Source organism: Catenulispora acidiphila DSM 44928, assembly GCF_000024025.1.
In the GTDB taxonomy this organism is placed as follows: Bacteria; Actinomycetota; Actinomycetes; order Streptomycetales; family Catenulisporaceae; genus Catenulispora; species Catenulispora acidiphila.
In genome coordinates this window covers 4,524,650-4,547,822 of record NC_013131.1, presented here as the reverse complement: position 1 = coordinate 4,547,822, position 23,173 = coordinate 4,524,650, and the positions used below count along the sequence as shown (strand labels likewise).

The window sequence follows — 23,173 nt, the reverse complement described above, 5'->3', positions numbered from 1 at the left end:
AGCCCCGCCCGCAACCGGCCTGTCTGCCGGTGAAAGGGCGGGAGGGCAACAACGCCTATCGCACGCACAACCCGCGGGTGGCATGACGACCTGCGCTAGGTAGGCCATGCCGGACATCGAGCCGGCGACCACATCCGACACCACCACATCGAGGGGACCGAGCAGATGTCGACCACGCTGACACCGGAGCAGGCCAATGCCGCCGCAGAAGTCCTGGAGCACCTGACCTCCACCGGAGATCGATCGCATACGGCGGTCATGACCGACGCGGCCCGGATGGTGCTGAAGGCACAGATCGGCCGCTACGCACGCGTCGCCAACGCTGTCCGGCTGGTCTCGCAGATCCTGCTGCCGCCGCTGCCCGGCGATGAAGTCGTCGACGGCGCGCCGGTGTTCGAGACCTTCGACGATGCCCTGGCGTGGTACCGGGACAACGCCGATGGGATCTACGAGGTACTGCTGCAAGCCCGCTTGTATGAGGTCGATGAGGACAGCTGCCGTGTGGTGCGGGGCCTGGAGCAGGTGATGGCCTTCGTGCACGATGTCGATCGGCGGGTGATACTGGCGGACCTGGCACTGGCCTCCGCGCGTCGCTGGTGCGATGAGCACGCTCAGGCGCAGGCACTGCTGAACCGCGGCGGCGGGTACAAGGTGGCCGGTCAACCAGCGAAAGCAGTGGTGGACTACCGAGAAGCTGCGCGGCTGTTCGCCCGGCTCGACGACGCCGTCGGCTCGAACGCGGCGTTGAGTCGCCTGGCCGTAGCGCACGCGGCCGCCCGCCAATTGGACGAGGCCGACGACATCCTGGGCCAGGTGCTCGTTCGCTGCGGTGAGGGTGCGGTTGAGGCTGCTCTCGCGGGACTGGCGTACGTCAACCGGTCCTGGGTGGCCGCCCAGCGCGGCCAGTGGGACAAGGCCATCGAAGGCGGGCTCGTCGGGCTGAACAAGCTCCAGGGCTGCGACGCCGACCCGCAGTGGTTGCGCGACGCGCATCTGGAACTGGTCAACGCCTACATCGGCGCCGGTGACATCGACCACGCCAGCCAACACCTGGCGGCGCTGAAGGCATCGATCGTGAACGGGCCCGAGAACGTACCGCAGCGTATCGCCACCGCGCTGGTCGACGGGGAGTTGTTGCTGGCCCAGGCGCACGAACACGATGCGCTGTGCGCCTTCCAACGTGCACTGGCGTTGCAATTCGCCGGTCCTGCCCCTTACAACGCCGCCGACGCCCTCGATGGCGCTGGCAAGGCACATTCCCGGCTCGGCGAGCTGGACCAGGCCGTCGAGCACCACGCTGCCGCGCTTTCGCTCCGCCTCCGGGCCGGCGAGCCGTTCGCCACCGCCCGCACCCGCTACCACCTGGCCAGGGCCAAGAACGCATCCGGAGCCGCGGACGAGGCTACGCAACTGCGTGAGCAGGCTCTGCTGGACCTGCGCGGGATCGTCGACCCGGCCGCCGATGACCTGCGCAGCGAACTGGAGCTGCTGACGCCGTGATGTGTCTGCGTCACAGTCCCCACCGGGCCCTTCCGGGATCTCGTGGGGCCTCGGCCAGGCGCTGAGCACCGCCACCAGCCTGGACCTGCCGGCCCTTCAAACCAAAGCCACCAACCGGCATACAGCTCCATCGGTCGGACCAGCTCGATCACGCTTTCCCACCAAGGCTCCCGCCATCGATCTATCGATCCTGACGATTCGGTGGCGGGGTACCGCCGGGCCGCACGCCCGGGACAGCAGGCTTTCCGCCACGACAAGGCGAAAGGCCCTTCACATCAACGAGTGGAAGGAAGTCCACGTGACCGTCGCCCTCGAAAGACCTCCAGCTGTGCGAGCTGGGGACGGGCGTGACCCCGCCGAGCTGGTGAGCGCCGAGACATTCGCCAAACTCGTGCGCTACGCCACCGAACACCACCACGTGCACCGCTTCTACGCGGCCGACGGCGTGCGCCAGGCACTGCTGTACCTCAAGGCAGTGTGCGACAACCCCGGCGTGCGCATCGTGCCGGACGTGTCGGTGGACCCGTTCTGGCACGACCTGCTGATGCACACCCAGGAATACGAGCAGTTCGAGCAAGACCACAACAACGGCAGACGGCTACACCACGTGCCGATCAGGCTGGACGACATCAGCTCCGGCGCGGCCATGGAGCGCACCATCCCGATCCTGCACGCCACCGGCTACCGAGTGGACATGCTGTGGTGGGAAACCGGCGAATCCTGCTGCCCGCCCAACCCGCCGGTCCCCTGCAACCCGGACTGAGGGGAGAACGCCGGCAATGAAGAACAGACCACCTGGCGACCCGAAAGGCGAACCTCCCCCTCCACCGCCGCCAGCTCAACGATGATGGCCCCCAAGACCGTTAGCGAATAGAGGAAGGCCCATGGTGCGCGCGACCTTCACCGACCTACCCGATCAGGTCCTAGCCGAGCTGGCCGACCTGGCGGGGCCGGTCAAGGAGTTCATCCCCGCTGTTCTCGGCAATCACGCCGACGTGGTCGGGGAACTGCGCACCAGCCGGGGGCGGGCGTTCATCAAGGGCGCCCGCCTCCTCCCAAACCAGCGCGGCGGAGGCGCCGAGGCCTGGTCGCTGCTGAACGAGGCCGAGGTTCTGCACGCGGTCCGGCCGTACGCCCCTGAACTGTTGTGGCGGTTCGATGTGGCCGGCTGGCGGATCGTCGGCTTCGAGTTCGTGCACGGGCGCCACGCCGACTACGCACCCGGCTCCCCAGACCTGGAGCCGATCTCCGTCGCAGTAGAAGAACTCGCCACGCGGGATTGCCCGCCGTCGGTGAAACTGCGGGTTGAAGATCGGTACCGGGCGCTGGACGACCGTGCTGGAGTGTTCGCCAGTGATGGCCTGGTGCACTGCGATCTGAGCCCAGACAATGTACTGATCACTGTCGACGGCGCGGTCCGCATCGTGGATTGGGCGTTCGTATCGCGCGGCGCCTCCTGGCTGGAGTTCGGCTTCATGATGCCGTGGCTGATCCGTGCAGGACACAGCCCACAGGCTGCCGAATCGTGGCTGGCCCGGTTCCCGCTGTGGAGCAGCGCAGACCCGGAGCACACCAACCTGTTTGCTTCCCTCTTGAACCAGACCTGGTCGCGGCGGAACGTCGAAGGCGCCCCTCCATGGCTGGTCGAATACGCCGGGTTGGTCCGGGCATGGCTCGAAGCACGGACAGCAACAAGCTCCTGAGCCGACCCTCGACGAGGCACCCACTCGTGCTTCATGACGACCTTGCCGATCTCGGCACAACGTGCTGTAGGACCGCATCTTCAGCGCCCGCCCCGAGCCGCCGGGCCGGCCTCGGCGCCTCGACCGGCTCCCGATAGCCGTAGTCGGCTATAGCCACCACACCACCGAGCAGTACCTGGCAACAACCGCTTCACTTAGCGCAACTTCGACGCTGCACCTGTGTCGCTACTTCGTGAAAACTGACCCCCTAGCGATCTTTGAAAGTTGACCCCCTGACGCTAGGGAGGTGTTGAAAGTGGAGGACTGGGCCGAGATACGCCGGCTGCACCGTGCCGAGGGCGTGCCCATCAAGGAGATAGCCCACAGGCTCGGGGTCGCGCGGAACACCGTGCGGGCCGCCTTGAACTCGGACCGGCCGCCGAAGTACGAGCGAGCCGCTCGCGGGTCGGTGGTCGACCAGTTCGAGCCGCAGATCCGAGCGCTGTTGACGGAGCGGCCTCGGATGCCGGGGCCGGTGATCGCCGAGCGGATCGGCTGGCCGTACTCTATGCCGCCGCTGCGCAAACGGCTGGCGCAGATCCGGCCGGAGTACGTCGGGATCGGCCCGGTGGACCGCACCTTGAGTTCTAGTGGTTGTCGCAACATCCCAGGCCAGGGGATGCGATGGACTTCCGAATCCGGCAGGACCGCTCATCGCAGGGGCGCAAGCCCTTGAGTCGTGAGCGGGAGGAATACTTCCGTCTCGTGGATCAAGGCGTGAGTAGTCAGGAAGCGTGTAAGCGGGTCGGGGTCAACGACAAGACGGACGGCATGCCGTCGATGATCGCCTACCTGACCAGAGTCTTGAAGACCCCGACGATCGGCACGTTCTGGGAGGAGCTGGCCGAGCAGGCCCGCGATCAGACCTGGTCCTACGAGGAATACCTGGCCGCGCTGCTGCAGGGCAGGTTGCCGACCGGGAGTCCAAGGGCACCGTGATGCGGATCCGCACCGCGCACTTCCCGCAGGTCAAGACCCTGGAGGACTTCAACCTCGACCATCTGCCCTCGCTGCGGCGCGACGTGCTGGCGCACCTGGCTACCGGCACGTTCGTCGCCAAGGCCGAGAACGTGATCCTGCTGGGCCCGCCGGGGATCGGCAAGCCGGACGGCTGGAGACCGAGCTGAAGAGCAACAGTCTTGACGAGGCGATCAATCGCTACTCGCCCGAGCGGATGGAAGTGGTGGCATCAGCATTCGACTACTTCGAGCTTCCCGCTCTTGCATCGCTGGTGCGGCAGCTTGCAGCTAGCAATCACGACTACGCGGCCGCGCAGGATTTGAATGTCGACTACTGGGAGGGTCGGGGCCGTCGTCCGGGTGACAGTCTGATCGAAGCCGCCTTAGAGCGACAAATTCGGGCGGCACCCCAGGATTTCGGGCTTGAGTGTCAATGGCCACGTAGTGGCTTCCGACTGCGGACGTTTCAGGTAACACGCTGACGGACGCGAGATCTCTCCAGCTGGGCGGTCCGTGGACACGTATCTTCCCCATGCGGACATGACTTCGCCCCGCGCGGACATCAAGATTCCCCAGGACTCCTGAGCCTCAGCTGAGTGCGACGACCCCGTTGCCGTTGACAGCCTCGGAGAGCCGGTGGCTGTCTCCGGCGGTGACGACGACGTGTGCGTGGTGCAGGAGCCGGTCGACGGTCGCGGTGGCCAGGGTCTTGGGCATGATCTCGTCGAAGCCTGACGGGTGAAGATTCGAACTGACGGCCAGGCTTTTGCGCTCGTAGGCGGCGTCGACCAGGCGGTAGAAGCCCTCGGCTGCGTCGGCGGAGACCGGCAATAGCCCAATATCGTCAACGATCACGAGATCGGTCCTGGTTAGGCGGGCGAAGGCTTTGGTGACCGAGTCGTCGACGCGATGTCGGCGGACCAGGCCCCCGAGGTCCTCGATCGTGAACCAGGCCACTGTCATCCCGGCGTCGACCGCGGCCTGGCCCAGGGCCTCGGTGAAGTGGCTCTTGCCCGTGCCCGAAGGACCGACCACGCAGAGGTTCTCCTGCCGGCCGATCCACTCCAGCGTGCGGAGCGCGGACTGCGTCGGGATCGGGATCGAGTAGGCGTCCTCGTTCCAGATGTGGAAGGTCTTGCCAGTCGGGAACGAGGCGCGTTGGCGGCGGGTGCGCAGGTTGGAGGCGGCGCGGCCGGCAGCTTCCTCGGCCAGCAAAGCGCGCACGACCTCGGCCGGGTCCCAGCGCTGGGCCTTGGCGGTGGGGATGATGTCGGTCATCGCCCGGCGGATGTGCGGCAGCTTCAGTGCCCTGGTGAGCGCGACGGCCTCGTCGAACGCGGCCCCGGAGGTCGCGGCGACTGCGGAGGCCGGGGCTGAGGGCCTGGGACGGACGGCGGGCAGGAGGGAGAGCTCGGTCATGGAGCTGGGTTCTTCCTGTTCAGTGGTGATCGGTTGGCTAAAGTGCCTGCGTGTTCGAGAAGGCAAGCGGTGAGGAACTGGCCGAGCGGCAGCGGGTCGCGGCCTGGGTCCGAGAGGAGCTGGCGATCGCCGGCCTCCCGACGGTCGGCAACGACGAGCACGGCCTGCACGGTGACGTGAACGGCGTCCTCGTCGAGGTTGACGAGGGCGACGACACCGCCGGCGGCGTCATTCTGTCTTGGGCGTGCTCCGACCGCCTGACCGACCGCATCGTCGGCGCCGTGGCCGACCGGCGTTTCGAGGATCCGGCGATCTGGCATGCGGGAGCGGTCAGGCAGGCGATGAACGCCGCGGTCGTGCAGATCCTGACCGCGGCCGGGTTCACGGTGGTCGACAACCCCAACGACATGCACCCGCAGTCGTTGAAGGTGACGGCGGCCCCCGGGCGGGATGCTCCGCTGGCCTGGGAGAACGCGGACGCAACGGCCTCATCCTGGATTCCCGAATCCTGACCAGGCCGAGGTTCCCGGCTGCAGGCTGTGCTGTTCGCCGGCGCGGCTGGTCGCGGCCGGTGCGTCGTGGAACGACTGGTGGTCCAGGATCGAGCGCAGGTCGCCCTCGGCGAACCGGGCGGCCATCGCCGCCGTCCCCAAAGCGCGGTCGACCGCGCCCTGCCCGCGCAGCTTGGCCAGCGCCACGGCCTCGGCCATCTTGGAGGCGATTCCGCGCACGCCTTCGGCCGCCGCCTCCTCCAGCCACGAAGCCGCGCCCGGCCCGATCGCCAGAAACGCCTCCTCGGCGGCGTTCGTCGGCTTCGGCGTCCTGGCCCCGCGGGCGGACTCCGGATAGTGCTCGTCCAGGATCACCGGGTTCCCCGGCGTTGACCTGTGGTGCCGGGCGATCTCGACCGGGGTGCCGTCGACGATGCCGGTGACGACGAGCTCGTCGCCGTGCCAGCGCACGAACACCTGCCGGCCGGCGTGCTGGTGCGGCACCGAGTAGCGGACCTGCTCGACCCGGATCGTGGAGTCCTTGTCGTGGACCTGCCTGGTGGTGCCGAACGCCTGCGTGTAGGGGTGCTCGGGCACCTGGTGCAGCCGGAACCGCTCCTCGCCGAGCATCTCCAGCGGGATCCGCCGGGTCTCGCGGTGGACCCGACCGTTGACCTCGGCCATGAACGCGTCGCACGCCGCCTCGATCTCACCGAACGACACGTAGCTGCCGCGCAGGTTCGTCGTGGTCGGGACGATGTCCCGCTTGGCTATCTTCACCGTTTCTCCACCCCGCCCTTGCTGGCCGGGTCGGCGGGCATGCAGGTGCCGATCACCGTCCCGTAGAACCGGCCGATCGGCACGATGTCCGGGTTCCGCACCGCGATGTTCGCGATATGCGCGGTCGTCACCGTCTTCTCGTTGCCGGTCAGGCAGTAGGTCGGCACCCCGCCGAACGCCCGGAACGTGGCGTCCAGGCAGGCCGCGACCGTCGGGATCGTCCGGTCCAGCACCGGGATCACCACCCGGAACCGCGACCAGGCCAGCCACGCGCACCACGGCGACGTGCGGCGATCTCCGAGGCGCGGGCCCTCGCCCCAGTAGGGTCGGCCCGAGGCGCGGTGCTGGCTTTGCGACCAGCCCGTTTCCTCGGGCCGCCCTCCGAACCGGACGTGCCCGTTGACCGGGCATCCGGCTCTCCACGAGGCCACGCGGCAGACTACCGGTCGGCCAGTTGCGCGTACCTGCTCCACGGATTCGGGATGCGCGTTCCCCGGTAGCGGTAGCGGACGATCTCCACCGTCGCCGGGTTGAACAGATGTATCCCGTTGTGCTCAGGCCACCAGGTCGCACCGACCTGACTGCCCTGGTAGAGGCGTTTGAGCTTCTTCCACGGGACCCTGCGGTGCTTGCGGCGGATCCATCGCCAGACCCGGTGCCACGTGTAGTAGCCCAGGTAGTTCAGACTCGCCTTGGCCGCAGAGTTGCGGAAGTAGCCCGCCCACCCCTTCAACAGCCAGTTCAGCTGCTTGAGCACGTCCTCAAGCGGGTGCTCGACACTCTGTCTGCTGATCGCCTTGGCCTTCCTCGTCACGGCCTGCATCGAGGCCTTGCTCGGATAGGTGTAGACGTAGCTTTTGTCCGTCCCCCTCTTGCGGTGCCGCTGGATGCGGAACCCAAGGAAGTCGAACCCCTCATCAATGTGGGCGACCGCGGTCTTGGTCGGCGACAGGCGCAGACCGACCGTGGACAGCACCTGCGCGACGTCGGCCGTCAGGTCCTCGACATGCTGCCGGGAACCATAAGCCAAGATCACGAAGTCGTCGGCGTAGCGGACCAGCTTGAAGGTCGCTCCGCCGCGACGCCGGTGCCAGTCCCTGGCCGCCCAGGTCCGGCCGGTTTCCTGCCACACCTGAGCGAAGTGCTCGTCGAGCACCGCCAGCGCGACATTGGCCAGCAACGGCGACAAGATGCCGCCTTGGGGCGTCCCGGTGCGGGTGTCCCTGACGGCGCGGCCCTCGGAGAAGATGCCGGACTTCAGGAACGCCTTGATCAGGCGCAGCACGCGCTTGTCTCCGACCCGCTCGCGCACTCGGCCCATCAGGGCCGTGTGGTCGATGTTGTCGAAGCACGCCTCGATGTCCCCTTCCAACACCCACTCGTAACCACGCGAGGCGTAGTGGTGGATCTCGGCGATCGCGTCGTGCGCTCTCCGATTGGGACGGAAGCCGTAGGAACACGGCTCGAAGTCCACTTCGAAGATCGGCTCTAGAACCAGCTTCAGAGCCGCCTGCACCACCCGGTCGGCGACGGTCGGGATCCCCAGGCGACGCAGCTTGCCGTTCGCCTTCGGGATCATCCGCTCCTTCACCGGGACCGGCCAGAACTCCCCGGACTTCAACGACTCCCGCAGTCCGGCCAGGAACTCCTCGACGCCTTGACCTTCGATCCTGCTGACGGTCCGGCCATCGATCCCAGCCGTGCGGGAGCCCTTGTTGCCCCGAACTCGATCCCACGCCATGACGAGCGTCGCGGGATCGCAGACGAGGTTGAACAGATCATCGAACGTGCGCGACCGGTCGTCGGTCGCCCACCGGTGCAGCTTGCACTGGATCCTCAGTACCCGCATCCAGGCGTCATCGACGTCCGGGAGCGGCTCGGCAGTATTCACCACCGCACTCCTGCCCTTCCAGTCCGCTTGCTGCGGACTCGCTGTCCTCCTTCGCCATGCGGACGGCTTTCCCGCCCTCGGACTACTACGAGGACTCCGCCCCGCGCAGCGGCCGTCAGCCGACGGTGGGCCTTCCCGGGCAACGCGCCGGATGCGCGCGGACCGGGGGGCCGCAGCGCGGTTCCCATGTTCACCGTGTTCCGATCGGCGGGGGCGGCACCCAGCTTTCTTCCGGCAGCATCGCCACGACTACGCCGCAGACATTCGCCGTGGCCTCCGAGCCCGACTGAGACATCCGAACCCGAAGTCGTCGGCTTGTTCGACACCCGCCGACGCGCACTGCATTCCGGCCCACATCCACCAGGTTGGAGCCGGCGGCATTCCTTACGGAAGGTCGACCACTGGTTCACTCGCGTTGTACCTACCCGCCTCGCTAGCCGGGCCCGAGCCGTCTGGCAGTACCGGCCCGTCCCGTCGTTGTCAGGGCTGCTTCCCGCCCTCCCCGGCACCTCCCGGGTCAGACTGCCCTCAGCTTCAGCCAGATCGCTGCGACGACCCAGCCGGGAAAGGTCTTCCACCTCCGTCGGAAACACGGCGCCTCATGGCGCACGTCCCACTGCATCCACATCCCCGGCTCGGTCACCCACGGCCGGTGAACTCGGCGGTGCCCGGCCTGGTAGGACTCCTTCGCCGCGGCCACCGCGCGGCGGGTCGTGTGGTCGGTGCCGTCATAGCCCATCGCCACGAGCTTCTTGTGGACCTGGTCGGCACCGATCCGGCCGCGCGACGCTTCGATGAGTTCCTCGACCTTCGGCATGAAGGCGTCGATCATCTTCGTGCGCGGGATCCGCGTCGACGGGTCAATCCCGGTCCCACGCAGCTGGACGTAGCGGCGCACCGTGTGGTGGTCGCATCCGGCCAGCTCGGCTGCTTTGCGGTAACTGCCCGTCAAGTCGTATGCAGCCAGTATTTCCATGATCTCCTCATTCGTCTTCACAGGCGGCCACTCTGCCAAGCGGCCCCCGAGGACAGGTGGGGAGGTCAAGAGTCCATCAATGGGTGGTCTTCATGTCCGCAGGTGGGGACCCTTCATTTCCGCCAGCGGGGACAATGTCACGTCCGCTCACACTTGAGCCTTAAACGTTGCGCGGGGAGTCCGGGCGTCGCCCGGCGGCCAGCCGGCTCACGGAGGCGACATGTTGGCGATCGCTGTCGAACGAAGTTGATCGTGGCGTATCCCGCCCGCGAGTGTTCGGACAGCGGTGCAGCATGACCAGGCGGGGTCAGTTTTCGGAGAGCGTCCGGGGGTCATTTTTGGCGAAGCGTTGACACACCTGATGCAGTGCTCTCGGGCGCTCGCCCTACGGCTGATACTCATCGCACCAAACGGCACGTCAGTGAAGACCCTACTGCGTCCCCGCCTTGACGAATCCTGGGAGCAGTTCGTACGGCGACGCCTAGCCACCCCCATCAGACGCCAGCGCATCGCCTGCGACAGAACCCAGAAGGAGGTCGCTGACATCGTCGGCGTCAGCCACCACTCCATCCAGCGTTGGGAACTGGCCTATGTGCGCTCCCGCCCCATAGCTCACATCGTGTGGGCCCAAGCACACGACTTCTTGCTCGGCCTGGAACTGATTCACGCTCTGGGCCGGACACCGCGCCGGGTCTCCCGAGCCCATCATGTTCATTCAGGACGGTAGGCTGCGGCGCACTATCGCAGGTCTCGGCCCAACCACCGGCGAGCGGCATTGTCATGGTTCTACGCGGGCCCGACCGGCACCCACCCCGACGGTATGTGACGGGTATCCCCGTGTCCCTCCACAACAGACACCCGTCGACCGTTCCGGCGCGGAGGATTCCCACATGTACTGGGGCGCCATAGAGTTCGTCGACGATGCCCTCGATCCACTCCGTGAACGTCTCCCCCGGCTCCTGAGGCGCGGTGAAATGGCTACCGTGGGAGTTCCATCCCAGAGCACCGATCGGCACGTCGATGAAGTTCCATGTGTGCCAATCGAACCTGTCAAACGCGCACGCGGGAATCCACGGACGTGGTCCCATCCCCTCAACGTCGAGCGGCAGAACGCCCACGGCGGCCTCCGCCTCCTCGGCTCCGGACGGATCCGCCGGGCCGGGTAGCGCAGCGTATGTCCGAGGGGCATGGGTCCGTAACCACGCCGCGATCCGTTCCTAGGCAGCCAACGTGCGCTCTTCCCGGGCCAAATGAAACCCGCTACAGACAGCGTCACTGGACGGGTAACACACGGACGTGAGCGCGAGGTCGAAGTGTAGCTTTCCGCGACTAATGGAACGATGCGCAAGTACGCGTCGCAAGAACAGCCAGAGGGTGGGCGGTCGCAGCTACGAATCGCATAGCCCTCGCACCCTGGGCTGATGACGGTGCGCACCCACCGGACCAGGAGCTGATGCAGAAACCCGCCCGTTCAATGAACTGCGGCTGAAGCGCGACTACCACGACGTCTCGCGGACGCGCGCCTCTGGTTCAATCGCCGATCTCCCAACCGTCGCGACTCTTAATCTTGAGATTGCAGGCAAGGTCGGGGCGTCTTGCCATCGCGGCCTTTTAAGGCCGTAGACACTGGTGACGTCACGCGGAACGCCTTGCGATCTATGATCCGATACCTCACCACAGTGTGATGTGAATCACAGGGGTCTGATGTATCAGCGAGACGAATTGACGCTCTGCGCGCGTTTTGAAATAGGTCTAGTCCTCACGGACCCAGCCGGGGCAGGCCAAGTCAATCCGCCTCATCTGACGTTGACAGATACTCAGGGTACTGAGAATCTGACTGCGCGAGATCATCAGATCTCTGCTTTAGGGGAGACGGCCGGGTGGTAGGACACCCGACCGCCGAAATCCCCACGTCCAGTCACGTCTTTTGGAGGATCCGTGAGGACAAGCACAAGACTACCTGCAACGCTTGTTGCCGTCGCCACCTTGGCGGCCGGCGTGACCACTGCGATGGCCGGGAACGCAAGCGCTGCGACCTCCGGGAGGACGAGCACCACGGTGTCGGCAGCCCTCGGCTGCGTGGTGGTCGGCGCGAATGCCAAGCCGCCGCGCCCCGAAGCCAGCGCCATCGAGGCTTACACAGCCAAAATGACGCTGGGGGGTGCACCGCACAGCACCATCGACGCGGGCCTGAAGGCATGCTTCGGTCTCACGCCGCTCTCGGGGACGCCCGTGGCACAGATACGGCCCAACGATTCCAGCCGGAACTACGTGAACATGCCGACGCCGAGCGTGTACTGGAGCTCCTCCTACAACGACAACGTCGTGACGGGAAACTGGAACTGGACCAGCTACTCCGGCATGAACACGCAGGACCACTCCGACGGCTTCGCCCTCGGCGCCAGCAACTCGATCCGCGTCATGTCGCAGACTGCCGGCTGGTACGGAAACAACTTCGGGGAGAAGACGTCCAACTCGTCCGATGGCGGGGGAAACCTCGGTCGCGGCTTCGGGTTCGACAACGCCGTCATCATCGGAGTCCCCAACGACAGCTTCGCCCACTACGGCTTCGAAACACTGGTCTTCGACCGAAGCGGGTTCGGCTGCGCCAACGTCTTCTTCACCCCGCACTACTCGCACGGCTGGAGCGGCACAACGCTGAACGGCGTCTCGATCTCCGTGTCCTCCTCGGGGCCCGTCATCACCGCCAACTACAGCAACACGAGCGAGCAGTGGCAGGCCTACGGCGCGGACAGCTCGTCGTACAACATCTGCTAGGAACCAGGAGATAACCTACTATGCTGCGAGGACGCGCCCTTAGGTTTATCGCCGTGGCCAGCATTTTCTGCGGCCCCGGATTTCTTGTAACGTCTTGCTCTAATAGCAAGCCGTCATCTGTAAGCGGTAGCTTCACGGTGCGCGTCCTCACAGGTAGCGAGGCCAAGAGCGAACAACAGAAGCTCGCAGCTAGTAACAAAGCGAACTTTTCAAACGGATCATACGCAATTATCACGATTTCATGGAACGGACAATGGTCCGGCGACTGCGAGATCTACGCAGCCATGTCGCATCGCGGCGACGGGTGGAGACTCAGCGACTACACACCCAACGGACGGATCGCGCCAGGCGCCGACACCTCAGTGGCTCAAGCCTTCGCTAAATACCCTGAACTGTTCGCTGGCATTCCGATGCCGCCTGGAAACGCCCCAAAGGCACCCAACGAGGACACGTTCAACCTCGCCGCCAAAAAGGGCACTGCCACGATCACTTATGCCATCGATCCTAGCTTGAACACAAGCGTCTCAACCGACATGAACGTTGCCGCCGAGGTCGATTGCCGCGGCAAGGCACAAGCCGCATCAACGTTCACCCCGCAATAGACGGACTGCCACCGACACGGAAGCCCAGAAACGACGAAAGGTTGCCTGAGGCCTCGCTCCCGACGGTCACGGGGCCTCAGGCAGAGCCGGATCAGTGGCGTGAGAAAGCTCTACGGCTGCGGTGCTTGACAGCCGCGGCATTGTTCGGCCTACATCAGGCAATAGGCGCCGGGCGAATGGCGGCACCGGCGCGTTCGCCGTCGGGCCTGTGCATGGCGGCGCGACCTCGGCGGCTTGCGCGGCCTACAGGTGATCGGTGACCAGGTTCCATGGCAGCGTCGGACTGATTTGCCAGCCGGTGGTGACTGCAACGCCGAGCAGCGCGACAAGCACCGCCTTCTTCCGAGCCGGTGGTGCGCTGCGCGCTGTGCTGATACGGCACCGCGTCGATCGTCGCAAGTGGCCTCAGCCTCGATGAGTTCCTGCAAGATCCGCTCCAACGCGGTGCGAACCATGTCCACATTGTTGGACGGACGCAGTGACGCCAGCAGGTCCAGGAGTTCAGACTGGGAGAACCATCGCAGAGCCGCCCGTCGGGAAACCTCGAACACTTCCCTACGAACGTCCTGCGATGGCTCCCCATGCGCTAGAGCCCAGCTCAAGGTCAGTTACACCACACCAGCGGACATGACCTGGTTCACGGTCACGGCCATCAACGCGCCGGGCCAGCGGGATGACCCGGGCATCACCGGCATCATGGCCGGGATCGGCTTGGCCATCTTGGCGTCGCACTCATCGTGTTGGTGCTGCGGACGCTGCTCGCCCACGCGGCCCGCCCACGATGTCGAGGCAGTGCGGATGCAAGCCGAGCTAAACGAGGTGATCTAATGCCGATCGCCGTGGAAATCGATGTGATGCTCGCCAGGCACAAGATGTCCGTGGGCGAACTCGCAGACCGCGTGGGGATCACGCCGCCAATCTAGCGGTGCTCAAGAACGGCCACACAAAGGCAGTGCCTTCACAACACTCGCAGCACTCTGCGAGGCGCTCACATGCCAGCCAGGCGACCTACTCCGCTGGGAACCAGAAGGCTTCGCAGATGAGTCGGACCTGCCCGGCGACGCACTGACCCCACAGCCGCTGGGAGGCCGAAGCCCCGCTGGACATCCCAGAGACCTGAGATAGAGCCGTCTCCGAGACAGTGACAAGCCACCATCGCCGCTCTATCTTGAAGAAACGCCCGTCATGCTCGACCCCCCGCGGACCATGACGGGCTTCCTCATCTAGCGTGCCGCCATCGCGACGCTTTGCAAAGCAGTGGTACAGGCCACGCCGATCACGTCGGAAGGATGTGCGGCAGTAGTCGACAGTTGCCCCGAGCCCGTGCCTGGCACCAGATTCGTTCACGATGCTGGCTGCCTGTGGCAGCGGGGTAGTCGACTCGCATCTGCTCGCGTCGGCGGCTGTCTTTGCTTCGAGGGCGGCGGCCGTCCCAATATCCACGGGCCGAGATCACCTAGCGCGACGGCGCGCCATCCAGCCCGTCGTCGCGGCCGGGCGGAGATCATGCACCTGCTGCGCGCGGCCGACCAGCCGATCGCGTCGTGCTGGTACAGCTTCGAGGCGGCGCTCCACTGGCTGACGATCGCAGCGCGCTCGGACTCGCACGGAGCCACCGACCGCGATCTTCTGCTGACAAACGTCAGCCTGTACTGCTTCACCGGCACTGCCGGCTCCTCGGCAAACCTCTCATCCCGAAGTTCCAGTATCTGCCGACCGCAGGTGTTCTGTAGGTGGTTCGGACCACACAACTTGACTAGGCGTCGTAGAAAGCTGCGCCACTACCCACATAAGTCACATACGAAGGCCTGTGGCGGCGCAGCAAGGCTGCGCCACTACAGACAGCGTGCTTCAGTGCTTCACGAAGCCGACCCCGTGCAGGGACGGCCGCGTATGGATCGTCAGCCGGTGAAGGCGGTCAGCCCGTTGGGCGTGCCCAAACCGGTGGGGCCGCCGTAGCCGATCTCGCCGGTGCACAGGTAGGCCGGCGAGCAGCTGCCATTGCTGCCTGTGGTGACGTCGTTCAGCGCCGAGGTGTGGGCGTAGGCGTCGGCGGCGGGAACGCTCGCGCTCGGGGCGCCGGCCAGGGCGTAGACCGAGGCGATGATCGGCGAGGACGCCGAGGTGCCGCCGTACACGGCCCAGCCGTTGCCGCCGTAGGTCTGGTAGACCGCGACGCCGGTGGCCGGGTCGGCGACCGCGGAGACGTCCGCGACGGTGCGCTTGGCACAGCCGGTGTCCTTCTGCCAAGACGGCTTGGCGTCATAGGCCGAGCAGCCCGAGCCGGTGCCCTCGCCGGCCTTGGTGTACCCAGAGACTCGCTCCAGCCGCGGGCGCTGGAGTCGCGCTTAAGCGCTGTGCCGCCGACCGCGGTGACGTTCTTCGACGCTGCCGGGTACTCCACGCCGTAGGCGCCGTCGCCGGAGCTGACGGTGATGGCGACGCCGGGGTGGTTGAAATACGTGCTGTCGTAGCCGGTGTCGGCGCTGGACTCGCCACCGCCGTAGCTGTTGGAGACGAACTTCGCGCCGAGCGTCACCGCGGTGTTCGGCGCTGGCCAGCGCACACCTTTCCATCCTGCTCGTCGAACCAGACGTCGCTTGCGCCGACCTCCTGCGACGACACGAGCATCACGTCGAGGCTGTGAAGACCAGCGCTGAAGCACTGGTCGAGTACCGCCTAGCCGATCGAGTGCTCCGCGCTCTCGAGCTGCCGGACATAGATGGCCTGGAGATCTGCCGCGTCATCCGCGCGATCAGCGATATCGCGATCGCCACCGTCACCGCGCGCTCCGATGAAATCGACCAGGTACTTGGCCTGCAAGCTGGATCAGATGATTACCCTGCTAAGCCATACGGCTATCGAGAGCTGATTGCCAGAATTGAAGCGGTAATGTCCCAGGTCAGGCCCACGCCGGTTTTGCATCGCGTTATCAGTCACGGACCACTCCACATCGATGTACTAAACCGAGAGGTCTTGCTGCAAGGCCGCAGCATTTTGCTTACACGCAAAGAGTTTGATCTTCTCCACCCGCTCGCCTCGCAGCCGAAATCCATCATTTCGCGACGCCAAATCACGGCTCAGATCTGGCAGGACACCTGTCTGGGATCGGCCCGGACTCGATCAGTGTCACCGCACAGCTGCGACCCTTAAGCACCTAAGGATGCCGTGCGCATCGGTGCCTAGGCCAAACAGCATGGCATCATTGCGACGAGCTGCTACCGAAGCCGGAAGTGGTTCCAATGCACCAGATAATCAGTCGCCCACGCAGGGCTGGCGTTCACCAGACCGGCCGGCACCACCAGGACGGCCCCATAACGGCATCGGGCACGGGGATGGGAAAAAAACCAGTGAACGCATGGAAAGTCTCAGCCCTCGAACCCGCTGGCCTCCGCACGGGCGTTGGTGGCTTAAGGTGTCGTCCGGTCCTACCGGCGAACGTCAAGGCGGGTTCTTTGATTTGGTCATGTCCAAGGTGACCACAGGCCGCCTAATCCGCACGTTCGCAGAACTGGAAATCCATCTCTCCGCACGACCGCCGATGACTTCCCCACTGACGCGCTCGCGGTCTTCTTCGACGACGAGGGTCGAGCATGCTTGTCATCGTCGCCAACGAGCGGTGCAGTAGTTGTCGCACCGTCCTCACACCGCGAGCAGCTCGGGCACGAAGATGTCCTCGCACGTCAGCAGCCGCCCCGATAGGCCCTGCTCATAGTGGTACCGGAGGAAAGTGTCGACGGCCTTCCGGTTAGCCTTCACCCCGTACGGCCACCAGTCGTCTCCGAACAGGCTGCGGTTGTCCGCGAAGAGCTTGCTGAACCAAGGCGTCATGACACCCATGTGCTGCTTCACCGCCTCATCCAGGTACCTCTGCGCGGCCAGGTCCTTCGCCTCACAGAACGCGCGGTAGACAGCTCGCACCACATCAGGATCCTGAGCGACCTCGGTGCGGATCGCAACGATGTGCATCGGCGGGAAGATTCCCGTACGCCGGAAGTAGTCCCGCTCTACGACGTCGTAGTCGGGGAACAGCCGGGCCGTCCTCGGCGAACCCTGCATCACGGACTGCGGGACGTCGACCGAGATCAGCGCGTCGATCTCGCCCGCCTTCAGCATCGCGTCCAAAGTCGCCCTCTCGGGAGCGCGGCAGACGTCGACCCCGGCGGGTACCGGCTGAGGGAGCCAGTCGAAGGCCGGAATCGGGTGGTTGGTGCCGCCGATGACCCAGCGGCACTGCTCCGGTGTGACGCCGTATTCCTCGGCCAGGATGCCCTTGACCCACACGCCCGGGTCGTGGCCGTACAGCGCGAACTCGCCGATGGTCCGGCCCGCAAGGTCCTGTGGGGTACGGATACTGCTGGCCGTGTTGACGAAGACCGCCGAGTGCCGGAAGTTTCGGTTGGGCATGATCGGCAGTGCCAGATACCGCGGGTCGTCGGGGTCGAAGGTCCGCAGAAAGTAGGTGAGCCCGAGCTCTGCGACGTCGTACCGCCCTTCGATCATGGGCCGGAAGATGTCCGTGACCAGCGGCGCCGTCTCGAAGGTGGCGTCCACGCCATCGATCCGGACCCGGCCGTCGAACAGCGCCTAGGTGTGCTCGTAGGGGTACGAGGCGATCTTCAGTGTCGTGCTCATGTCAGTGCCTCCCTGTTCAACCGTGTCTTACCGGGATCCACGGTTCCGTGAATGAGCCTTCACTATTACCATGGACCCGGGACGTAGGGGAGGTCAAGATGAACGACCATTCACTTTGAAAGGGGACGCCGGTGCCGCGCATCAGCCCCGAACGCCGAGCGGCCAAGCGCGGCGACATCATCGCCGCGGCTCGCCGCTGCTTCTCCCGCGATGGGTTCCACCAGACGTCGATGCCTGAGATCGCCGCGGAGGCCGGCCTGTCGGCGGGAGCGCCCTACCGCTACTTCGCGAGCAAGGAGGAGATCATCCTCGCCATCGCCAGCGACGCGTTCCGGCTGGTCTTCGAGCCGGTCCAGCGCCTGGCCGAAGCCACGGACGCGCCGACCGTCGCCGATCTGGTCGCCGCGGCGCTGAGGACCATCGAACAGGACACAGTGACGGACGCGGCGGGCCGCATGGTGCCGGTTGAGGAGCTACTGCGCTGCGCTGTCCAGACATGGTCGGAAATCCTTCGCAGCGAAGAGGTCCGCGACGGCGCCGTAAAGGGTTTCGAAGGCGTGCACCGCAGCATCGCCGAGGCGCTACGGCGCGGCCAGGCCGTCGGCTCGATGCCCGCGACCGTGGACGCGGATCTGGCCGCGCGCACTGTGATGGGCCTGCTGCACGGGATGCTGCTCCAGCGTGTCGCCTTCGGCGCGGCCGACGCCGCCGGCCTCGCCGACGGTGTCCAGGCCGTTTTGCGGCAGTGAAACAGTCCCGCGGCCGGGTGAGACGGACGCCACCTTCGGTGAGAAGGCTCCGTCCATGGCAGTCTTAATCTGCGGGCTTCGGGGTTCAACTCCCTGTGGCGCACCCCGTAGCTCATCTCCAGTTCAAGCTTCTGAGCTGGGGTTTTGCGCTATGGTGCCCGAAGAGCTTAAACCTCTTGATGGGGCGTCAGCTTTGTGGTCTCGGCGAGGCCCGGCACCTCGCACCGCGCACCTCGCACCGCGCACCGCGCACCGCGCACCGCGCACCGCGCACCGCGCACCGCGCACCGCGCACCGCGCACCGCGCACCGCGCACCGCGCACCGCGCACCGGCCATGATCGACGCGAGCGTGCGACGCACCGTGGTAATCCACATGAAGTCTCCAGACGACAACTGACCTCGGCTTTCCGACTACCGCCTACATACTTGCCTCCCGGATCGAAATCGGCACTGGCGGTAGGCAACTACTGCAACCTTATACATGAACCAACATGCAGCATTTACGATGGAGGCGTGACTTCCCTTGACGCTCGGACCTGGGCACTTCTGACCGGGCACGGCCATGTGTTGGTCGCGGTGACGCGGAATCCGCAGGCACGGGTTCGTGAGCTGAGCGAGGAGGCAGGCCTCAGCCAGCGTGCGACTCAATCGATCCTGGCGGATTTGGAGGTTGCCGGGTACATCATCAGAACGCGGACAGGGCGGCGGACTGTCTACACGGTTGACCTGGATCACCCGTTTCGGCATCGAGCTCAGGACGGACTGCGGGTCGGGCCGCTCTTGCTGTGGTTGGCTTCAACCTCGGGGGAGTTTCCGTCGGCGGTTTCCGCCGAACTTGGCGAGCCGGGTTTGGTTGCCGCCCCTGGCCTCACGCTGGCCGGAGAGCCTGCCTTCTGATCTATCCTGCGTATTCGAATGGCGGCTGAACCAACTTGTGTCCGCACACGCCACGATCCCCGCCCATACGGGCCTGGTATCGATGGACTCCTAGTCCGCTTCCCAGTTGGGCGGGAATTCGGGATGTGCGCAGCACGTCGTGGACCTGGCGCAGTAGATCGGTGTTGGCGACGGTGGGCCGAGCCACTGCGAGACGGTCAGGCGCCAGGGTCGACGTCGGGGTGCGTGAACCGCACGGGCTTGCCCAGCGATCGGGCGTAGGCGATTTCGGCTCGGGTGCTGTCTCCGATGGAGTCGCCGACTACGAGCACCTCATCAGCGAGCCGGATCTTCGCCCGGTGCAGTTCCCCGAGCCGAACCTTCAGCGCCTCGGCCTCGACAGGACCGGACCACAGTCCGTGCGGCGACTTCATGTCGAAGCCCGGCTTGACGACGATCTTCCCGGCTTCGGTCTCCCGCAGATCGGCCTCGGCCATCTCAGTCATGAAGCGGGTGGAGCCGCAGATCACGACGATATGCGGGAGGCTCAACAGCTTCTTCGCTTCGGCCAGCTTCTCCTCAGGGGTGAGCAGTTGCGGATATGACACTGGTTCCTCCTGATGGTGTGGCCCAAGGGGTGCCTGCGTCGGCGGGCTGAAGCTCGCCGGGGTCTTGGTCAGGTCGAGAGGTCGATTGTGCACTGATTGCCTAGCCGTTCGCGCGGTCAGCGATCTGGCTGAAGGTGGGCATGGCGAGGTCAACGGTCCTCGGTATGCGGCGGTCGATCTGGCCGAGCTTGTCCTCGGCACCATCCAAGCTGACGCGGAGCCCTTCGACTTCCCCCAGCAAGCCTTCGCCTTTGGCCCTGGCGATACAGCGATGAGATTGTCGCGGATCCTCCAGACGCGGGCGTGGGGCCGGGTCGAGCGGAGAAGCGAGGCCCGCGCATGCCGAGAACGGCCGACGCTCTGTGGAACGAACTTTCCGTGCAGCTCACGCCATTGTCGGCGGTGGCTCTGGACTGCGTCGGGATCACCTTCATGGACTCAATAGGGCTCCAGACGGTGATGCGCGCGCATCGCCACACCGCCGAGCAGCAGGCGTTCTTCGCGTTGATCGGATTCAATGCGTATGTCGACCGGGTCCTGGAGTTGACCGGAATGACTGAGGTCGTCGCGCGCTTCGCGGACGTCCGAATGTCCGCCCGACCACCCAGCGCTCGGGCGTATGCACCCTGTCGGTGCTCGTCATCGACGCTGTTCTAATGCGGCGGCGTTACCGGGGCTTCACCACTGCGACGCCAATGATCGCGGGCGCCCTGGGCCAATCCCGCCGCTTGCGGCCCTGTCACCAAGATGTATGCCCTTGGCCGGGGCAGGATAGAGATCACACCGCCGCATGACTGAGAGGGCCGCTGTGATCGAGGTAGGCGACATCCGAGAGTGGCGCGGCCACGACGTGGTCGACCCGGGAAAGCACAAGATCGGGACGCTGGAGTCCGTGTATGTGGACGTCGCGACCGACGAACCGTACTTCGCCGCGGTCACTGTCGGGCTGCCCACCCGACACCGCCTGGTCTTCGTACCCCTGACCGGGGCGGTGGTGGGGCCAGGCTACGTGCAGGTCGCCCACCCGAAGGCCCAGGTGAAGGGTTCGCCGGCGATCGGCACCGACGACGAGCTGCCGGTCGAGGACGAGCAGCCGATCTTCGTGCATTACGAGCTGACCTACACCCCGGGCGCCGCCGGCGAACGGCGCCTGGCCCGTCGCTGACCACAAGGAGATCCACGATGGTGGTATTGCTGCTGCTGGTGATTCTCGCAATCGTGCTGGGAATCGTCGGTACCGTCGCCAAAGGCCTGCTCTATCTTCTGATCATCGGTGTAGTCGTTTTCGTGCTTGCGCTCGTCCTAGGGGCCGTGAAATTGCGCCGTGGAGGCAAGAAACCTGGCCGCTGACGACGGCTTTACGCGAGTCTTTTCAGACGGACGCACCTGTCCTTCAGTCGCCTAGCGCCCTCACCGTATGCGAGCACCGCGTCAGGTTCCGATGGCGGCTGGTTTCAAGAACCGGCTCCGGCGGATCGGGCCAGGATCTGGTCCACACCCATGCGACCCTGCTCGAAAGCGAGCGCCCCGCCGGCCAAGTAGAGGCGCCATACCCGGGCGGTTTCGACGCCGACGAGGTCGACTGCTTGCGACCAGCGTGCTTCGAGAGTGGTCAGCCACTGCCGTACCGTGCGGACGTAGTCCTCACGCATCGCCTCCACGTCCCGAACCTCCCAACCGGCCTGTTCCATCATCGCCAAGGTCGCAGATAGCGGCCTCATATGCATGTCGGGGGCGATGAAGGATTCGATGAAAGCTCCACCGCCTGGAGCCCGATCGCGCCGCGACATCTGCTGAATCAACAGAGGTCCGCCGGGAGTGACCAGCTCCCGCAGCCGCTGCACGAACCCGGGATAGGCCGCCTGGCCCACGTGCTCACCCATCTCGATGCTGGCCACCGCGTCGAACGGCGCCGGGCTGATGAAATCCTGGTAGTGCCGGGTCTGGATCTCCACCTGATGGGACAAGCCTCGATCGCGGATCCGTTCGTGGGCCACCGCAGCCTGTGCAGCAGACAGCGTGATGCCGACGGCGTGCACGCCGTAGTGCTCGGCGGCATGCAGCACCAACGCTCCCCAGCCGCAGCCGACGTCGAGGAGTCGTTGGCCCGGCTGCAGCTGGAGTTTGCGGCAGATCAGGTCCAGCTTGGCAGTCTGTGCGTGCTCCAACGTCAGTGCAGGCTGGTTGGCGGGCCAATACGCACACGAATACGCCATCGACTTGTCCAGGATCAGCGCGTAGAAGTCGTTGGAAAGGTCGTAGTGGAAGGCGATCGCGTCCTGGTCGCGTGACTTCGAATGCAGGCGCCCGTCCATCGCCGCCTGGGTTGTCGGCGGCGCCGGCCGCCGGCCTACCGCGCCGAGCCGCCAAGCCTGGTACAGGGTCCGTGGCCGCAACGCTCGCAGCGCGGTCGGCGCGCCAAGGTCTTCCCGGCCGACGACGCGCCAGATCTCGCGCAGCCCTTCGGTGACATCGCCGATGACGTCCAGCTCGCCGGTGACGTAGGCCTGGGCCAGCCCGAGCTCGCTCGGGTGCCACAGCAGCCTGCGTAGCGCAGCTGGTGAGCGTAGAACTACTTCGGGGCCGTCTTGTGCTCCGGCGACGCTGTCGTCCCACGCTCGCAGCCTCACTGGCAGCGGCGTCCCGGTGAGGTGCAGGAACATGCCGGACAACGTGGACGCCACGCCATTGTCGGCCGCGACGGAACTCAGCGGGGCCGTCCGGCCCGAGTCGATGGTCATCTGAGTTCTCTCCCTGTCGGGTCACCGCGAATGGCTCTCCCCCGGTGTTCGTTGCCTGAACACTTCCGGATTGCTCGTAGACGCATTTCAACTGGACGACTGGCAGCGTCCGTATGGTTAATCCGGTCCCGACGGGGTCGTGGCGACGACCGGAGGCAATCGCTCAGCTTGATCAACGCCGATCCCGCTGCGTTGAGGCCCTCGGCCATGCTCGGCCGATACGCGACGACCAGCTCCTAGCGCCAAGGCGGTTCGAGGCCACCGCGCCGAGCGGGACCACGAGAGCAGTGGGCTAGACATCAGGCCACCGTCGGCGGCGCCGGCGATGGTGCTCGTTGCCCACGGCTCGGGGCGTGGTCGTGTCATGTCGGCGGTCGTGGCGTGGTGGGTCACGAGCGCGATGACGGCGGCGCAGTGTGCGGCCG

21 protein-coding genes and 7 pseudogenes are annotated in these 23,173 nt (G+C 65.7%); 17 read left to right on the top strand and 11 right to left on the bottom strand.

All coding sequences use genetic code 11. The features are described from left to right. Positions 1-165: 165 nt before the first annotated feature. From CACI_RS19835 to CACI_RS54305, 6 genes and pseudogenes are all read left to right on the top strand, one after another. Entirely contained in the window at positions 166-1,500 is a 1,335-nt protein-coding gene (locus tag CACI_RS19835) for a tetratricopeptide repeat protein (RefSeq protein WP_015792612.1), read from the top strand. 298 nt (positions 1,501-1,798) lie between these two features. Then, complete coding sequence (locus CACI_RS19830) at positions 1,799-2,263, top strand: hypothetical protein (protein WP_015792611.1); 465 nt, start codon at positions 1,799-1,801, stop codon at positions 2,261-2,263. 121 nt (positions 2,264-2,384) lie between these two features. Next, the gene (locus CACI_RS45815; RefSeq protein WP_015792610.1) at positions 2,385-3,203 is read left to right on the top strand and encodes a phosphotransferase; all 819 of its coding nucleotides are present in this window, start codon (positions 2,385-2,387) and stop codon (positions 3,201-3,203) included. A 286-nt stretch (positions 3,204-3,489) separates the two neighbouring features. After that, positions 3,490-3,837, top strand: a pseudogene (locus tag CACI_RS19820) (helix-turn-helix domain-containing protein); the annotation flags it as partial. 29 nt (positions 3,838-3,866) lie between these two features. Further along, positions 3,867-4,007: pseudogene (locus tag CACI_RS54685) on the top strand (IS30 family transposase); the annotation flags it as partial. Positions 4,008-4,013: 6 nt separating this feature from the next. Continuing rightward, positions 4,014-4,345, top strand: a pseudogene (locus CACI_RS54305) (ATP-binding protein); the annotation flags it as partial. 444 nt (positions 4,346-4,789) lie between these two features. Here the strand turns inward: CACI_RS54305 and istB are convergent. Beyond that, positions 4,790-5,620: an IS21-like element helper ATPase IstB gene (gene istB, locus CACI_RS19810; RefSeq protein ID WP_015792609.1), complete on the bottom strand. Its 831-nt coding sequence runs from the start codon at positions 5,618-5,620 to the stop codon at positions 4,790-4,792. Between the two features lie 50 nt (positions 5,621-5,670). On the opposite strand from istB, the gene CACI_RS19805 reads away from it, so the two are divergent. After that, positions 5,671-6,132 carry a hypothetical protein gene (locus CACI_RS19805; protein WP_015792608.1) on the top strand — a complete coding sequence of 154 codons (462 nt, stop codon included), beginning with the start codon at positions 5,671-5,673 and terminating at the stop codon, positions 6,130-6,132. Here the strand turns inward: CACI_RS19805 and CACI_RS19800 are convergent. The 4 genes from CACI_RS19800 to CACI_RS19790 all read right to left on the bottom strand — a co-directional run bounded on the left by CACI_RS19800 (position 6,109) and on the right by CACI_RS19790 (position 9,758). After that, the gene (locus CACI_RS19800; protein ID WP_049871639.1) at positions 6,109-6,891 is read right to left on the bottom strand and encodes a Mu transposase domain-containing protein; all 783 of its coding nucleotides are present in this window, start codon (positions 6,889-6,891) and stop codon (positions 6,109-6,111) included. The genes CACI_RS19805 and CACI_RS19800 overlap by 24 nt on opposite strands. After that, positions 6,888-7,322 (bottom strand): transposase family protein, encoded by a 435-nt coding sequence (locus tag CACI_RS50000; protein WP_143765321.1) that lies wholly within the window; start codon positions 7,320-7,322, stop codon positions 6,888-6,890. Before CACI_RS50000 ends, CACI_RS19800 begins: the two co-directional genes overlap by 4 nt. A gap of 8 nt (positions 7,323-7,330) precedes the next feature. Then, positions 7,331-8,782 carry a group II intron reverse transcriptase/maturase gene (gene ltrA / locus CACI_RS19795; RefSeq protein ID WP_015792607.1) on the bottom strand — a complete coding sequence of 484 codons (1,452 nt, stop codon included), beginning with the start codon at positions 8,780-8,782 and terminating at the stop codon, positions 7,331-7,333. A gap of 517 nt (positions 8,783-9,299) precedes the next feature. Continuing rightward, on the bottom strand, positions 9,300-9,758 hold the full coding sequence (locus CACI_RS19790) for an IS21 family transposase (RefSeq protein WP_015792606.1): 459 nt from the start codon (positions 9,756-9,758) through the stop codon (positions 9,300-9,302). A gap of 1,998 nt (positions 9,759-11,756) precedes the next feature. Between CACI_RS19790 and CACI_RS19785 the strand changes: the two genes are divergently transcribed. Continuing rightward, the gene (locus tag CACI_RS19785) at positions 11,757-12,536 is read left to right on the top strand and encodes a hypothetical protein (RefSeq protein ID WP_143765320.1); all 780 of its coding nucleotides are present in this window, start codon (positions 11,757-11,759) and stop codon (positions 12,534-12,536) included. Between the two features lie 53 nt (positions 12,537-12,589). Beyond that, positions 12,590-13,138, top strand: a complete 549-nt coding sequence (locus CACI_RS49995; RefSeq protein WP_143765319.1) for a hypothetical protein — start codon at positions 12,590-12,592, stop codon at positions 13,136-13,138. Between the two features lie 349 nt (positions 13,139-13,487). Here the strand turns inward: CACI_RS49995 and CACI_RS54680 are convergent. Beyond that, positions 13,488-13,662 (bottom strand): annotated as a pseudogene (locus CACI_RS54680) (IS256 family transposase); the annotation flags it as partial. 97 nt (positions 13,663-13,759) lie between these two features. Between CACI_RS54680 and CACI_RS54300 the strand changes: the two are divergent. After that, positions 13,760-13,966 (top strand): annotated as a pseudogene (locus CACI_RS54300) (DUF2975 domain-containing protein); the annotation flags it as partial. After that, positions 13,966-14,263, top strand: a pseudogene (locus CACI_RS54295) (helix-turn-helix domain-containing protein). The pseudogenes CACI_RS54300 and CACI_RS54295, both read left to right, overlap by 1 nt. Positions 14,264-15,039: 776 nt before the next feature. Here CACI_RS54295 and CACI_RS54290 read toward each other — a convergent pair. Then, a pseudogene (locus CACI_RS54290) lies at positions 15,040-15,692 on the bottom strand (S8 family serine peptidase); the annotation flags it as partial. On the opposite strand from CACI_RS54290, the gene CACI_RS48070 reads away from it, so the two are divergent. Next, positions 15,692-16,291 carry a response regulator transcription factor gene (locus tag CACI_RS48070; RefSeq protein WP_085953859.1) on the top strand — a complete coding sequence of 200 codons (600 nt, stop codon included), beginning with the start codon at positions 15,692-15,694 and terminating at the stop codon, positions 16,289-16,291. The pseudogene CACI_RS54290 and the gene CACI_RS48070 sit on opposite strands and share 1 nt — an antisense overlap. Positions 16,292-16,780: 489 nt before the next feature. Here the strand turns inward: CACI_RS48070 and CACI_RS19770 are convergent, their stop codons facing one another. Beyond that, on the bottom strand, positions 16,781-17,692 hold the full coding sequence (locus CACI_RS19770; protein ID WP_015792603.1) for a 4,5-dihydroxyphthalate decarboxylase: 912 nt from the start codon (positions 17,690-17,692) through the stop codon (positions 16,781-16,783). A gap of 212 nt (positions 17,693-17,904) precedes the next feature. On the opposite strand from CACI_RS19770, the gene CACI_RS19765 reads away from it, so the two are divergent. Both CACI_RS19765 and CACI_RS48065 read left to right on the top strand, forming a co-directional pair. Further along, complete coding sequence (locus CACI_RS19765) at positions 17,905-18,522, top strand: TetR/AcrR family transcriptional regulator (RefSeq protein ID WP_015792602.1); 618 nt, start codon at positions 17,905-17,907, stop codon at positions 18,520-18,522. A 514-nt stretch (positions 18,523-19,036) separates the two neighbouring features. Continuing rightward, complete coding sequence (locus tag CACI_RS48065; protein ID WP_223297591.1) at positions 19,037-19,420, top strand: helix-turn-helix transcriptional regulator; 384 nt, start codon at positions 19,037-19,039, stop codon at positions 19,418-19,420. 197 nt (positions 19,421-19,617) lie between these two features. Here CACI_RS48065 and CACI_RS19760 read toward each other — a convergent pair whose 3' ends face one another. Both CACI_RS19760 and CACI_RS19755 read right to left on the bottom strand, forming a co-directional pair. Next, the gene (locus CACI_RS19760) at positions 19,618-20,007 is read right to left on the bottom strand and encodes a TIR domain-containing protein (protein ID WP_015792600.1); all 390 of its coding nucleotides are present in this window, start codon (positions 20,005-20,007) and stop codon (positions 19,618-19,620) included. A 100-nt stretch (positions 20,008-20,107) separates the two neighbouring features. After that, positions 20,108-20,248 (bottom strand): hypothetical protein, encoded by a 141-nt coding sequence (locus CACI_RS19755; protein ID WP_223297590.1) that lies wholly within the window; start codon positions 20,246-20,248, stop codon positions 20,108-20,110. A 98-nt stretch (positions 20,249-20,346) separates the two neighbouring features. On the opposite strand from CACI_RS19755, the gene CACI_RS54285 reads away from it, so the two are divergent. The 3 genes from CACI_RS54285 to CACI_RS51290 all read left to right on the top strand — a co-directional run bounded on the left by CACI_RS54285 (position 20,347) and on the right by CACI_RS51290 (position 21,357). Further along, positions 20,347-20,664: an STAS domain-containing protein gene (locus tag CACI_RS54285; RefSeq protein ID WP_015792599.1), complete on the top strand. Its 318-nt coding sequence runs from the start codon at positions 20,347-20,349 to the stop codon at positions 20,662-20,664. Positions 20,665-20,815: 151 nt separating this feature from the next. Beyond that, entirely contained in the window at positions 20,816-21,172 is a 357-nt protein-coding gene (locus tag CACI_RS19745) for a PRC-barrel domain-containing protein (protein WP_015792598.1), read from the top strand. A gap of 17 nt (positions 21,173-21,189) precedes the next feature. Beyond that, positions 21,190-21,357 (top strand): hypothetical protein, encoded by a 168-nt coding sequence (locus tag CACI_RS51290; RefSeq protein ID WP_015792597.1) that lies wholly within the window; start codon positions 21,190-21,192, stop codon positions 21,355-21,357. Between the two features lie 104 nt (positions 21,358-21,461). Here CACI_RS51290 and CACI_RS19740 read toward each other — a convergent pair whose 3' ends face one another. Next, positions 21,462-22,748 (bottom strand): SAM-dependent methyltransferase, encoded by a 1,287-nt coding sequence (locus CACI_RS19740; protein ID WP_015792596.1) that lies wholly within the window; start codon positions 22,746-22,748, stop codon positions 21,462-21,464. Positions 22,749-23,173: the final 425 nt, after the last annotated feature.